Origin of the sequence: Nocardia sp. CDC153 (assembly GCF_035818515.1) — a bacterium.
Taxonomy (GTDB): Bacteria; Actinomycetota; Actinomycetes; order Mycobacteriales; family Mycobacteriaceae; genus Nocardia.
On sequence record NZ_JAYKYU010000003.1, the window covers coordinates 615536 to 628157 of the forward strand.

General features: G+C 68.3%; 15 protein-coding genes. 9 read left to right on the forward strand and 6 right to left on the reverse strand.

All coding sequences use genetic code 11. The annotated features are described in order from the left end of the window. From VMT65_RS19400 to VMT65_RS19420, 5 genes are all read left to right on the forward strand, one after another. Complete coding sequence (locus VMT65_RS19400) at positions 1 to 708, forward strand: response regulator transcription factor (RefSeq protein ID WP_326309724.1); 708 nt, start codon at positions 1 to 3, stop codon at positions 706 to 708. Next, positions 705 to 2129 carry a sensor histidine kinase gene (locus VMT65_RS19405; protein WP_326309725.1) on the forward strand — a complete coding sequence of 475 codons (1425 nt, stop codon included), beginning with the start codon at positions 705 to 707 and terminating at the stop codon, positions 2127 to 2129. Before VMT65_RS19400 ends, VMT65_RS19405 begins: the two co-directional genes overlap by 4 nt. A gap of 29 nt (positions 2130 to 2158) precedes the next feature. After that, complete coding sequence (locus VMT65_RS19410; protein WP_326309726.1) at positions 2159 to 3316, forward strand: hypothetical protein; 1158 nt, start codon at positions 2159 to 2161, stop codon at positions 3314 to 3316. Between the two features lie 149 nt (positions 3317 to 3465). Then, positions 3466 to 3750 carry a hypothetical protein gene (locus VMT65_RS19415; RefSeq protein WP_326310301.1) on the forward strand — a complete coding sequence of 95 codons (285 nt, stop codon included), beginning with the start codon at positions 3466 to 3468 and terminating at the stop codon, positions 3748 to 3750. 54 nt (positions 3751 to 3804) lie between these two features. After that, complete coding sequence (locus VMT65_RS19420) at positions 3805 to 4452, forward strand: RDD family protein (RefSeq protein WP_326309727.1); 648 nt, start codon at positions 3805 to 3807, stop codon at positions 4450 to 4452. Between the two features lie 136 nt (positions 4453 to 4588). On the opposite strand, the gene VMT65_RS19425 is transcribed toward VMT65_RS19420, so the two are convergent. Next, on the reverse strand, positions 4589 to 4954 hold the full coding sequence (locus tag VMT65_RS19425; protein WP_326309728.1) for an FKBP-type peptidyl-prolyl cis-trans isomerase: 366 nt from the start codon (positions 4952 to 4954) through the stop codon (positions 4589 to 4591). Positions 4955 to 5046: 92 nt separating this feature from the next. Here VMT65_RS19425 and VMT65_RS19430 point away from each other — a divergent pair, with 92 nt between their 5' ends. After that, positions 5047 to 5850 carry a TrmH family RNA methyltransferase gene (locus VMT65_RS19430; RefSeq protein ID WP_326309729.1) on the forward strand — a complete coding sequence of 268 codons (804 nt, stop codon included), beginning with the start codon at positions 5047 to 5049 and terminating at the stop codon, positions 5848 to 5850. Then, positions 5847 to 6140 (forward strand): DUF2537 domain-containing protein, encoded by a 294-nt coding sequence (locus VMT65_RS19435; protein WP_326309730.1) that lies wholly within the window; start codon positions 5847 to 5849, stop codon positions 6138 to 6140. The genes VMT65_RS19430 and VMT65_RS19435 overlap by 4 nt, the downstream gene beginning before the upstream one ends. A gap of 23 nt (positions 6141 to 6163) precedes the next feature. Here the strand turns inward: VMT65_RS19435 and VMT65_RS19440 are convergent, their stop codons facing one another. The 3 genes from VMT65_RS19440 to serC all read right to left on the reverse strand — a co-directional run bounded on the left by VMT65_RS19440 (position 6164) and on the right by serC (position 9454). Further along, positions 6164 to 6898 carry a DUF6928 family protein gene (locus VMT65_RS19440; RefSeq protein WP_326309731.1) on the reverse strand — a complete coding sequence of 245 codons (735 nt, stop codon included), beginning with the start codon at positions 6896 to 6898 and terminating at the stop codon, positions 6164 to 6166. A gap of 234 nt (positions 6899 to 7132) precedes the next feature. Next, a complete protein-coding gene (gene sepH, locus VMT65_RS19445; protein ID WP_326309732.1) occupies positions 7133 to 8167 on the reverse strand; it encodes a septation protein SepH in 1035 nt (344 codons plus the stop codon). Positions 8168 to 8329: 162 nt separating this feature from the next. Continuing rightward, positions 8330 to 9454 (reverse strand): phosphoserine transaminase, encoded by a 1125-nt coding sequence (gene serC, locus VMT65_RS19450; protein ID WP_326309733.1) that lies wholly within the window; start codon positions 9452 to 9454, stop codon positions 8330 to 8332. Between the two features lie 134 nt (positions 9455 to 9588). Between serC and VMT65_RS19455 the strand changes: the two genes are divergently transcribed. Then, complete coding sequence (locus VMT65_RS19455; RefSeq protein ID WP_326309734.1) at positions 9589 to 10503, forward strand: hypothetical protein; 915 nt, start codon at positions 9589 to 9591, stop codon at positions 10501 to 10503. Between the two features lie 3 nt (positions 10504 to 10506). Here the strand turns inward: VMT65_RS19455 and VMT65_RS19460 are convergent, their stop codons facing one another. Next, positions 10507 to 11364, reverse strand: a complete 858-nt coding sequence (locus tag VMT65_RS19460; protein ID WP_326309735.1) for a polysaccharide deacetylase family protein — start codon at positions 11362 to 11364, stop codon at positions 10507 to 10509. Between the two features lie 50 nt (positions 11365 to 11414). Further along, entirely contained in the window at positions 11415 to 11594 is a 180-nt protein-coding gene (locus VMT65_RS19465; RefSeq protein WP_326309736.1) for a DUF1272 domain-containing protein, read from the reverse strand. A 131-nt stretch (positions 11595 to 11725) separates the two neighbouring features. Here VMT65_RS19465 and VMT65_RS19470 point away from each other — a divergent pair, with 131 nt between their 5' ends. Then, positions 11726 to 12562, forward strand: a complete 837-nt coding sequence (locus tag VMT65_RS19470) for an RDD family protein (protein WP_326309737.1) — start codon at positions 11726 to 11728, stop codon at positions 12560 to 12562. Positions 12563 to 12622 lie beyond the last annotated feature (60 nt).

The following is a 12622-nucleotide window of genomic DNA, read 5'->3' on the forward strand; positions in this document are numbered from 1 at the left end:
GTGGTCGAACGCGGTGAGGTACCCACGGTCCTGGTCGTGGATGACGACGAAGACGTGCTCGCATCGGTCGAGCGCGGGCTCCGGCTGTCCGGTTTCCGGGTGGTGATCGCCCGGGACGGCGCGGCGGCACTGCGCAGTGTCAATGAATCCGCCCCCGACGCGGTCGTGCTCGATATGAACATGCCCGTGCTGGACGGCGCGGGCGTGGTCACCGCGCTGCGCGCCATGGGCAACGAGGTGCCGATCTGCGTGCTGTCGGCGCGCAGCTCGGTCGACGACCGCATCGCGGGACTGGAGTCCGGGGCCGACGACTATCTGGTGAAGCCGTTCGTGCTCGCCGAGCTGGTGGCCCGCATCAAGGCGCTGCTGCGGCGGCGCACCGACGCACCCGCCTCCGCCATTCCGGGCGCGATCACGGTGGGCCCCTTGGAAGTCGACGTCGCCGGGTATCGCGCCCTGCTCAACGGCACCGAAATCGAGCTCACCAAAAGGGAATTCGAGCTGCTGTCCACACTGGCCCGCAGCGCCGGGGTGGTGCTGAGCCGGGAACGGCTGCTGGAACTGGTGTGGGGCTACGACTTCGCCGCCGACACCAATGTGGTGGACGTGTTCGTCGGCTACCTGCGCCGCAAGCTCGAGGTCGACGGCACCCCGCGGCTGCTGCACACCATTCGCGGCGTCGGATTCGTCTTGCGCGCACCCAAATGAATTCCCACCGGATCGCGCCCGTGGCGGCCCCGCGCCGCCGCCGCTGGTCCTACACGCTGCGAGTGCGCGTCGCCGCCGCGGCGGCGCTGGGCGCGACCATCATCGTGGCGATTCTGAGCTGGATCACCATCTACGCCATCGGCCGCAGCAATATGGCCCAGGCCGACGAGCAGCTGTCGATGGTGTCGCGGCTGGTGCTCATCCAGCCGGTCTTCGCCGTCAATGTGGTGGATCTGCTCGCGCCCAACAAGGAAATGGCGCTGACCGTGCGCAATGCGGACGGTTCCCTGGCCAGCACGCCGGTGCGGCTGCCCGCGCTGCCGGTCGGCAATGCCACCGTCACCGTGGACGGCAACACCTACCGGGTGCTCACCACCACCGAGGCGCAGCCCGCGGGACGCGTTGTGTCCCTGGGCATTCCGACCAATCAAACCGAGAAGACGATTCACGACCAGCGGCAGTGGGTGTATCTCGCGGCGGCGCTGGCGGTCACCGCCTCGGCCGGACTGGGCTGGCTGTTCGGCGGACGCGCGGTGCGGCCCATCGTGAAACTCACCGGGGCCCTGGACGAACGCGGACCCAATGGCGAATCCCGCGCCCCGCTGTCGGTGGACGGTTCGGGCGTGAAGGAGGCCGACAAGCTCGCCGAGGCGGTCAATACCCTGCTGGAACGGGTGGATCGGGCGCAGACCGAGACGGCCGCCGCCCTGGAGACCGCCCGCGATTTCGCCGCCGTCTCCGCCCACGAGCTGCGCACCCCGCTCACCGCCATGCGCACCGACCTCGAGGTACTGAGCACTCTCGACCTGAGCGAGGAGCAGCGCCGGGAGATCCTCACCGACCTGCAGCGCGGACAGAACCGGGTCGAGACCACGCTGGCGGCACTGGAACGGCTGGCCGCGGGCGATCTCACCAACGAGCGCGATCACGTGATCACCGATGTGGCCGAACTCTGCGATGCCGCCGCCCACGACGCCATGCGGCACTTCCCGCAGCTGAAGGTGCGCATCGACACCGACGCCGAGCTGGTCACCCGCGGCCTGCCCACCGGCCTGCGGCTGGCCGTCGACAATGCCCTCACCAATTCGGTCAAGCACGGCGGGGCCACCGAGGCGGTCGTGTCGGCGCACCGCTATGCCAATGGGGACCGCTATGCCAACGGGTTCATCGTGATCGCCGTCGACGACAATGGCCGCGGGCTGCCCCCGCAGGAGCGGGAGGCGGTGTTCGCGCGGTTCTTCCGCGGCAGCCGGGCGGCCAAGGGCGGATCCGGGCTGGGGCTGGCGCTGGTCGCGCAGCAGGCCCAATTGCACGGTGGCCGAGCCTATTTCGAGGACAGTATGCTGGGCGGCGCGCGGCTGGTGCTGGAACTTCCGGATCGACCGGTCTTTACCGAACCCTCAGACTCTCATCAGAGGTAGACCCATACGCTCCCGCTACGGTCTTGCTGGTGTTCGGAAAACGCACCCGCTGGGTCCTGGTCATCCTGCTGCTCGCCGCCGCGGTCACCGCGGGCACGATCAGCGTCCTGCGGCTGCGCGGCGCGCCCTCCGCGGTCGCGCTCATCAACGGTGACAGCGGTCCGCTGGGCGCGCGCATCGCCAAAGAGCTGCAGGACAGCCCGAACCGGCACTGGGACGTGGTGGACGAGGCCAGCACCAAGGACTACGCGGCGGTGATCACCCTGCCCACCGACCTGACCACCGACATCAAGTCGCTGGCCACCGACAAGCCGGTGAAGGCGCAGGTCACCGTGACCACGCACGATCGGGCCGACGCGAATCTGGTCAATGACGCGGTCAACGAGGTGACCAAGAAGATCAGCGCGGCCGGACTGGACACCATGTTCGCGACCATGAACACCGCGCGCCTGCAGCTCTCGCAGATCGCGGGCACCTCGCAGCTGCTCAGCGCGGGCGTGGGGGCGGCGGCCGACGGCGCGGCCCAGTTCTCCGGCGGCGCGGACCAGATGATGGACTTCCTGAATCAGGCGAAAGCCGGTGCGGGACAGCTGACCTCGGGCATCGACGCGCTGAACTCCACGCTGGGCGCCGCCACCACCCAGGCGAATCAGCTTGCCACGGCGCTGGATTCGACCGGCGTCACCATGGGGCAGGTCACCCAGTCGGCGGACACGCTGGCGGGCGGGCTCAATCTGGTCGTGCCGCTGCTGCAGGGGCTGCCCTTCGCGAACGACCCGCAACTGGCGAGCGTCATCACCCAGCTGCAGGCCCTGCAGAACATCGCCAATCAGGCGGATGCCCAGTTGAGCGGGTTCGCGAATCTGACCGGCACGCAAGTCACTCCGGACACCAAGGTCGGGCAGCTGCTGCGCGATGCGGCCGCCAAGCTGAACGACGCGAGCGCGCAGTTGAATCAGGGCGCGTCGTTGGCGCAGCAGATTCCGGCCATCGCCGACCAGGCGGGCACCCAGCTGATCGCGGCCATGCAGGCCCTCACCGGTGGCGTGACCCAGCTCCAGGCCGTCACCAAAACCCTGGGCAATCAGACAAATCAGGCGCTCGGCTCGCTGCCCCAGCTGGGAGTGCCGCAGCAGGCGACCATTTCGGCCGCCCTCACCGACCCGGTCGACATCGTTCGCAAATAACGTTCGCAAACAGTTAGCAACAATCGGCGGTGCGCCCGGTTAGACTGTGCCCGAATTGCTCTAATCGACCCGTTTCGGAAGCTCGTCCGCTCTATCCGTTCCCTGGCTTCACCCAGCGCCCCGGTACCGGAGAGGAAACGATCGTGAGCATGCTCATGGCCGCGCACGACATGTACGGCACGGTTCTCGCGCAGATCGGCAATCCCAGCGCGGAGACCCCGCCCATGGCCGACAAGATGATGAAGATGTTCCGCTACTTCACCTGGTTCGCCCAGATGTCGGGCATCGCGGCCATCACCTACGGCGGCGGGCGCTTCGCGTGGGAGAAATGGGGCGGCGGCTCGGCCTCGCCGAAGATGGTCGCCAACGCCATGATGGGCGGTGCGGTCGCCACCAGTGGCGGAACCATCATGAATGCCGTCATTGGTTCGTAGGTTCGGGAGACAATGCGGGGGGCAATACCCCCGCATCCCCCTGGGGAGGATCCGATGACGTACGGCAACGATCCCTACTCGCAACAGCCGCAACAGCCCGGCTACGGGCAACAACCCCCACCGGGATACGGCCAGCAGCCGCCCGGATACGGCCAGCAGCCCCCGATGGGCGGATACCCGGGCCAGCCCGGCGGCTATCCCCCGGGCGCGGGTTATGCCGCGTATCCGCCAGCGCCCTATGCCAGTTGGGGCGCGCGCTTCGGCGCGTACCTTATCGACGCGCTGATCGTCGGCGTGCCCGCGGCCATCTTCTACGGCATCGGATTCGCCATCGGCTTCAAGAACGCGGACTGCACCACCGACTCGACCGACACCTCCTACAGCACCTCGTGCTCGGGTGGACTGTCGGGCGCGGGTCTGGCCCTGATCGCCGTCGGCTGGCTGATCGCCGTCATCGGCGGGTTCTACTTCATCTATATGGAGGGCAAGACCGGGCAGACCCCGGGCCGCAAGATGTTGGGCATCAGGCTGGTTCGCGAGGCCGACGGGCAGCCGCTCGGCTTCGGCATGGCGTTCGTGCGGCGGCTCGCCCACATAGTCGACGCGCTGCCGTGCTACATCGGCTTCCTGTGGCCGCTGTGGGATGCGAAGCGGCAGACCTTCGCCGACAAGATCATGAACTCGATCGTCGTAAAAGTTTGACCCAACTCTCGGGTGCTCTCAGGGGCTCCGCCCCTGAAACCCCTCGAGATCTCCGGGGGCTCTGCCCCCGAAAAACCTTGGCCGCCCGCGCTTTTCAGCGCGGGCGGCCATGTTGTCACGACGGACAGCTGAGCGGTCAGTTCAGGACGTCGAGCAGGTCGATGACGAAGACCAGGGTCTTGCCGCCGAGGGGGTGGCCGGAACCGGCCGAGCCGTAGGCCAGCTGCGGCGGGATGGTGAGCTGGCGGCGGCCGCCGACCTTCATGCCGGGAATGCCGTCCTGCCAGCCCTGGATCAGGCCGCGCAGCGGGAAGGTGATGGCCTCGCCGCGGTCCCAGGAGGCGTCGAACTGGTCGCCGGTGTCGTACTCGACGCCCACGTAGTGCACCTTGACGTTGTCGCCCGGCTTGGCCTCCGCGCCATCGCCCACGGTGAGGTCCTTGATCACGAGCTCGGCGGGGGCGGGGCCGTCCTGAAACTCGATTTCCGGCTTGTCGCTCATGGGGCTGTCCTCTTCGATTGGATCGGGGGATCGGTCTTGATCACCCTATCCCCGCCGAAATCGACGCCCGCAACGGAGGCGAAAATGGCACGGTGGCCGAAGTGATCGATATCGACGACCCCGGCGATCCCAGGGTCGCCGATTTCCGCGACCTCAATAATGCCGATCGACGCCCCGACCTGCCCGGCGGCAAGGGCTTGGTGATCGCCGAGGGCGTGGTGGTGGTCCAGCGCATGCTGGCCTCGCGATTCACCCCTTTCGGGTTGTTCGGGGTCGAACGCCGATACGAGCAGCTCGCCGAGGACCTGGCCGGAGTGGATGTTCCCTACTACCGGACCAGCGCCGAGGTGATGGCGCAGGTCGTCGGATTTCATTTGAATCGGGGTGTGCTGGCTGGCGCATACCGGCCACGCGAACTCACCGTGGACGAGGTGCTCGCCGACGCGCGCACGGTGGCCGTGCTCGAGGGCGTGAACGATCACGAGAACATCGGCTCGATATTCCGCAATGCCGCCGGGTTGGGCGCGGACGCCGTGCTGTTCGGCGACCGCTGCTCGGATCCGCTGTACCGGCGTGCCGTCCGCGTCTCCATGGGCCATGTGCTGCGGGTGCCGTTCGCGCAGCTGCCGCCCTTCCCGGACGGCCTGGACGTGCTGCGCGACAAGGGCTTCCAGATCATCGCACTCACCCCGAATCCCAAGGCCGACACCCTCGCCCACGCCATGACCGGCGATAGGGTGGCCCTGCTGCTCGGCGCGGAGGGGCCCGGGCTCACCGAGGAGGCCATGCGGGCCAGCGATATTCGCGCCCGCATCCCCATGACGCCGGGCACCGATTCGCTTAATGTGGCCACCGCGGCCGCCATGGCCTTCTACGAGAGAGTGCGAGCGCAGTGAGCCATCCGCCCGACGGACCGTATGGATACGGATATTCCGAGCCCACCCCGTGGGCGGCCGGTATCGCCGTGCTGGTGCTGGTGGCCGCGCTGACCACGGTGGGCGTGTACGCCTTCGGGGCCGCGCTGGCCCAGATTCACTGGACGCTGTCGGTGGCGGTCAATCTGATCGCGGTGGGCGGGGCCGCGCCGACCGCGTGGCGGTGGCGGTACGCGCCGGTGACCCGGTGGGTGATCGGCGGACTGGGCATCGGCGTGCTGCTGGCCTGGTTCGCCCTGCTGTGCTTCTGATTCAGCCCCGCTGCGCTTCTGATTCAGGACACCCGGTCGCGGCCGCGCAGCCAACGCAGCAGGCCGCGCTTGTTGGCGTACTCGACCCGCGGTTCGGGCGGGGCCTCCAGTGCGGGCGCTTCCCCCTTGGGGAACAGCGAGAAACCGCACACCTCGATCCGATCGGCGGTCAACTCGTCCTCGGAAGCCTTGCCGCGGTAGCGGAATCCGAGCCACTCCTGATTGGCGGCATCGGCGAAATCGGGCGGATCGAAGGGCAGCAGTTGCGGATCGGGCATTTCGCCGGGCACCAGCTCGATGGGGTACTCGCCCGCCCAGTACGGCCGCTCCCACACCCGCGGCATGCCCTCGTCCTCGAGAATATTGACCCGGGTGGCGCTGAACGAGCGCCGGAATTCGCCGCGCTCCCATTCGGCGAACGCGCCCCAGCCCAGCGACAGGTCATAGGAGACGAGGTAGGTGTGCTCGGAGGCGAGCGGGCGCACCAGCAGCTCCGGCAGTTTGGTGGGGCGCGGCAGCGCGGCCTGATTCGAGCAGACGACGGTGACACCGGGATAGCAACCGATATAGACGGATTCGGGATCGGGCCCGGCCCAGACCTTCATGGTGCCCGACGCGGCGGGCACCACGTCGCGGTCGGGGTTGAGCTGTTTGGCGAGCGCGAAGGCGGCATCCGGATCGGGCCCGGGATGTTCGCGCAGGACGGCCACCGCATCGGGGGCGTCGACGTACCACAGGGATGAGACCGTTGACGGCACCCGACGTCACCTCCCTAGTCATTGCACACAAGATAGCTAATTATGAGCAATACTCGGCGGCCGAACGTCGGCGTCGACGCTGATCGGCCCGGCAATGACCGCCAACAGATAATGAATCTACCCTCGCGGCGGCCGAAATGTCGCTGTTGCCAACCCTGTTTCCCGGCGTGCCGGACGGCAACGAGCCAGAGGGGTTAGCAACCCTCTAGCATCCGAAAAATTCCAGATCGGCCCTCAGTGGCCCGAGCTGCGCACCCCTAGGAGCACGTCCTCCCAGGACGGCATCGGGGCCTTGCCGCCGCGCTTGGCGCGATTCGGCTTCTGCGCGTTCTGCTTCGCGGCGGGCTGCGCCGGGGCGGGCGCGGGAGCCGCTTCCGGGGTCACCTCGGCGGCGGGCGCGGCCGGGGCGGCGGGCGCCGGAAGCGTCGGAGCCGACGGCTCTTTCGCCGCCGGGGCCGGTGCGGGGGCCGGGGCGGCGGCCGTTACCGGCACGGTGCCGTCACCGACCGCGGCACGCTGCTCGAAGTAGTCCTCCGAGCTCTGCTGCTTGGCGACGCGCGCGGGCGCGGCGTCGTAGTCGGCCGTGCGCTCCTCGCGCGGGGCGGGCGCGGGTGCGGGGGCCGGGGCGGCCTCCACCACGGCCTCGGTCTGGTCCGGGAGGATGGTCGCCAGGCCGCGCAGGGCCCGGCCGAAGTCGGGATCGATGAGATCGGAGGCCGGATCGTCGAGCGGCACCACCGAGCCGCCGTGCGCGTCGGGCTGGTAGCGCCAGTGCGCGGCGATCACCGAACGGCCGGCCTGCCACTGCAATTGGGCCACCCAGTAGCCCTTCTCGTCCTTCCAGGCGTCCCATTCGGCGACCTCGATATTGTGGCCGCGCTCGGCGAAGGCGGCCGACACGATCTCGATCAGGGTCTCCACGGCGGGGCCGTCATTGCGGACCGGGTGCGCCTTCTGCGCCAGCTCGGCGGCCCGGGCACGTTCCAGCAGAACGGGATACGCGAAACGCTCGACCCGCGAGAGCGGCATGCCCGACTCTTCGGTGACCTGCTCCACCGAAGCACCCGCGCGGATACGGGCCTGGATATCGCGAGGACGCATCGTGGCTTCCGTTTCGATCTCGATTTGGCCGAATCGGGCAAGATCTCCGCGGGCAGCGGCGCGCAGTTTGTCATCGGCGGCGAGCCGGTACTTCTGGCCGCTCTCGGTATCGATGCACACGATGTGCGTGGAATCGGGCGTCAATCCGATCACTCGAAGTTCACGCACCGTTACCTCCTGTTCGCTGCGTAACTCACAGCTATAGCTAGGCTCGCGACACCGCCCACGTTCTGGAACAGTAGTGCACTTCTGAGAATCATGGGGCAAGACACGCGGCGCGGAAATCTGTCGCCAGACTCCCGCGCCGCATAGTCTTACCTGTTTTCGATCTCAGCCGAGCTGTCCCACAACCCAATCGATGCAGCGAGTCAGCTGCGAAACATCCTCGGGATCGATGGCCGGGAACATACCGACGCGCAGCTGGTTACGACCCAGCTTACGGTAGGGCTCGGTGTCCACGATTCCGTTGGCGCGCAGCACCTTCGCAACCTGAGCGGCGTCCACCGAATCAACGAAGTCGATGGTGCCGACAACCTGCGAGCGCAGGGCCGGGTTCTGCACGAAAGGCGTGGCGAATTCGCTGGTCTCGGCCCAGGAGTAGAGACGCGAGGAAGAATCCGCCGTGCGCTTCACGGCCCAGTCCAGACCGCCATTGCCATTCAGCCATTCGATCTGGTTGGCGAACAGCAACAGGGTGGCAAGCGCCGGGGTGTTGTAGGTCTGGTCCTTGGTGGAGTTGTCGATCGCGATCGGCAGCGAGAGGAATTCGGGGGTCCAGCGACCCGAGTTCTTGATCTCCTCCACCCGCTCGAGGGCCTTGGGGCTCATGAGCGCGATCCACAGGCCGCCGTCGGAGGCGAAGCACTTCTGCGGGGCGAAGTAGTAGACGTCCGAATCGGTGATGTTGACCGGCAGGCCGCCCGCGCCGGAGGTGGCGTCGATGGCGATCAGGGCGTGCTCGGAACCGGCCGGACGCGACACCGGAATGGCGACACCGGTGGAGGTCTCGTTGTGGGCCCAGCCGATGAGGTCGACCGACGGGTCCGAGGTCGGCTCGGGGGCGTCGCCCGGCTCCGACTTCACCACGATCGGGTCGCCGATGAACGGGTTGCCCTTGGCCACCGAGGCGAACTTGGAGGAGAACTCGCCATTGCTCAGGTGCAGCGACTTCTCGCGGATCAGGCCGAAGGCGGCGGCGTCCCAGAACGCGGTGGTGCCACCGTTGCCCAGCACGACCTCGTAACCCTCGGGCAGGGAGAACAATTCGCGCAGACCGGAGCGCACCCGGGCCACCACGTCCTTGACCGGCTTCTGCCGGTGGGAGGTGCCGAACACCGAGGCGCCGGTATCCACCAGGGACTGCAGCTGCTCGGGGCGGACCTTGGAGGGGCCGCAACCGAACCGTCCGTCGGCGGGCTTGAGATCGTCGGGGATGGTCGGGAACGCAGAGGTCATGGCGACAAGGGTAGAGGTGCTATCACCCGCGCTCACAGGTGGGTCTCGCCCGCAAAAACATTCCTACTCCCCCTGTTCGCGAACCCGCGCGTATCGCTGTGGCGGGCCCCACACAACCGTTACGGTTTACCGCCATGGACATGGCCGCACACGAGCGACCGAGCACCACCCCGGACCCGGAATCCGCTTCCGCCCCCACCGCATCCCCCGCCCCGGCGAATTCGGGCCGCCCACAACGCCACCCGTACGCCGCGCCGGCCCCGCGCCTGGGCCTGCTGGCGCGCCTGTCCTCCCAATTCGGCTCCCGCGGCCTCACCCGCCGCGGCCCCGCCCTCGACGACGCCGCCCGCCGCGAACTCCTCCTGCACGGGGTCGCGGGCACCGCCACCATCCTCAGCGTCCGCACCCCGGCGAAAACCCAGGCTGCCCCCGCCGATTCGATATCGGCCCCGCCGCCGGACAACCCCGCCGGTGACCGGCGGGCCGACATTCGCACGCGGGCCGAGAAGCGAGTGGATGCGCGCGCGACGGCGGAGCGGCGGGCCAAGGCGCGGGACGCGGATACGGCCGAGGCGGGATGGGAGTTTTGGGTGCGCGTCCAGCTCGAGGATCGACACGCCTTCGAGACCCGGGTCCGCCAGCGCGTCAACGCCTCCGACCGCGAGTGGATGCAGCCCGGCGATATCGTCTGCTGCCGGGTCGATCCCGGCGACAACGACCGGGTGGTGTTATATCTGCCCGCGCCCGAGGAGACTTCGCGCACCAACATCGCCAAGATCCTGGCCGATGGCCGCCGCGCCCGCGCCACGGTCCTGGCCGCGGCCCCGGTCGCCGCCGACTACACCGGCCGCGACGATCCGGTGCTGCGCCTGGACCTCGAGCTACACGCGTGGGACGAGCCCGCCCCTTGGCGAGTCCGCGTGGTGCAGCCGGTCCCGTTGTCGGCCATGGAATTGATCGATCTGGGCCGCCACCTCGAGGTCGCCTTCTTCACCGTCGACCGCGGCGAATCGGTCGCGGTGGACTGGGCCGCGTCGCGGGAAGTGTGACGGCTACGGCAGGTGGACGAACTGGAAGCCGTTGGCCTTCAAGGCCGGGAGGGCGGCTAGCATGCCTGCGCCGGTGCCGGACTTGGGGCGGTGCATGTGGGCCAGGGAGATGCCGCCGGGCTTGGCGGCCATCATGTTGGACTGCACCTGGTTGGACGAGGCCGTCGCGCCGAAGTCCGCGTTCACCGAGTAGCCGACCGGGGTTTCGCCGAGCTCCTTGACGATGGCGACCGCCACATCGTCGTAATGGGCGGTGCCCGCGCGGAAGAAGCGCGGGGCGTGACCGGTCAGGGCGGTGATGCGCTGGTGATTGCCCCACACCTCGTCCACGGCGGCCGCCGCGTTGGCGGTGCCCTTGATCTCGTAGGCGGCCCGACCGGTGACCGAAAGCGGGCAGTGCGCGGTGCCGTGATTGCCGATCTCGAACAGCGGGTTCGCGGCCAACTGCCCGGCGCGGGCCGGATTGGCGTCGATCCAGCGCTTGTTCAGGAACAGGGTGGCCGGAATCTGCTGGGCCTGCAGGAAGGCGAGCAGGTTCTCGTCGATGTCGTTGTTGCCGGGGCCGCCGCAGGCGTCGAAGGTGATCGCGAACTGCTTGCCGGCGGCATTGAATCCGGTGAGGATGCCGTCGATGTCGGTGCCCCACGCCTTCGGGCCCTGACCCGCGTATTTGGCGGCCACGGCGTCGGGATTGACCGTCGACAGCGGTAAGCGCGCCGGGGTGGCGCTGCCCCGGGGCGGCTCCAGGATGCGGTCGGACGAATTGCCGTTCGCCACACCGCATCCGGCGGTGGCGAAGCTCGCGGCGAGCGCCGCGCCCGCGGCGAAGAGGCCGCGCCTGGACAGTCCTGCATCGAGCACCGGTGCAGGTTATGTGAATCCGATCTCAGGTTCCAGGACCTGAATCAGGTTTATTTCAACCGTCGCGGTCTGGCAACCAGTTCGCCACCGCAGTTGGGGCATACGTAATCCATTGTTCTACCGCAGGATTCGCAGAAACTGCACTCGTAGGAGCAGATGAAGGCCGGGCCGTCGGGCAGCAATTCGGCAACCTCGCAGCGCTCACAGCGTGTCCGCATCTCCAAAGCCATCTCGGCCCCTCTCCACTCCCGTCACCAACCGCGCCGACGCGGTGGTGATCGTTTTCCAGTTCATCCCGAAGGCCGAATTGCTCCAGACTGTAGCCTGCCCGATCGAATCAACCGTTTCGCAAGGAAGCACATTGACCTACCCGAACAACCCGTACCCGCAGCAGCAGCCGGGATACGGCTACCCGCCCGCCGACCAGCCCGCCCCCGGCGGCTACGGCGCTCCCCAGCAGGGCTACGGGGCACCACAGCCCGGTTACGGCGCACCTCAGCAGCCCGCATACGGCGCTCCCCAACCCGGCTACGGCGCACCGCAACCCGCGTATGGCGCACCGCAACAGCCCGCGTACGGAGCTCCGCAGCCCGCCTATGACGCCCAACAGCCTTACGGCGCGCCACAGCAGGCCGCCTATGGCTCACCTCAACCCGCTTACGGCGCACCGCAACCCGCATTCGGCGCACCGCAGCCCGGCTACGCTCCGTTCGGGGGATACGGGGCGCAGTACGCAAGCTGGGGCGCGCGCGTCGGCGCGTATCTGATCGACGCGGCCATCTGGATCCTTCCGGGCGTGATCCTGCGGACCATCGCGGTCACGGCCGGAACGTCGAAGGTGCAGTGCACCGTCACGTCGGGCACCTACCACACGACCTGCACGGGCGGCGGGCTGAACGCCGTGGGCCTGATCTGCATGCTGCTCGCCTTCGTGGTCGGCCTCGCGGGCCTGCTGTTCATCAGCCACCAAGAAGGCACCACCGGTCAGACTCCGGGCAAGAAGGTCGTGGGCATCCGGCTTATTCGTGAATCCTCCGGTCAGCCTGTCGGTTTCGGCCTCGCCGTCGGCCGTCGGCTGTTGCACATCGTCGACCAGCTCCCCTGCCTGTTCCCTCTCGGCCTGCTGTGGCCCGCGTGGGACGCGAAGAAGCAGACCTTCGCCGACAAGATCGTGGGCACGATCGTCGTCAAGGCGTGACCCGCGACCCGAGGCGTGGGGGATGACTCGGGACCGGTAGCAAAAGCGGTGGCCCGCAGC

What these genes read in the sequence shown, in the direction of transcription:
- VMT65_RS19420 (WP_326309727.1), top strand. Translation starts at nt 3,805, where the DNA reads ATGACGTACGGCAACGATCCCTACTCGCAACAGCCGCAACAGCCCGGC.
- serC (WP_326309733.1), bottom strand. Translation starts at nt 9,454, where the DNA reads ATGACCTCTGCGTTCCCGACCATCCCCGACGATCTCAAGCCCGCCGAC.
- VMT65_RS19425 (WP_326309728.1), bottom strand. Translation starts at nt 4,954, where the DNA reads ATGAGCGACAAGCCGGAAATCGAGTTTCAGGACGGCCCCGCCCCCGCC.
- VMT65_RS19405 (WP_326309725.1), top strand. Translation starts at nt 705, where the DNA reads ATGAATTCCCACCGGATCGCGCCCGTGGCGGCCCCGCGCCGCCGCCGC.
- VMT65_RS19465 (WP_326309736.1), bottom strand. Translation starts at nt 11,594, where the DNA reads ATGGCTTTGGAGATGCGGACACGCTGTGAGCGCTGCGAGGTTGCCGAA.
- VMT65_RS19415 (WP_326310301.1), top strand. Translation starts at nt 3,466, where the DNA reads ATGCTCATGGCCGCGCACGACATGTACGGCACGGTTCTCGCGCAGATC.
- VMT65_RS19455 (WP_326309734.1), top strand. Translation starts at nt 9,589, where the DNA reads ATGGACATGGCCGCACACGAGCGACCGAGCACCACCCCGGACCCGGAA.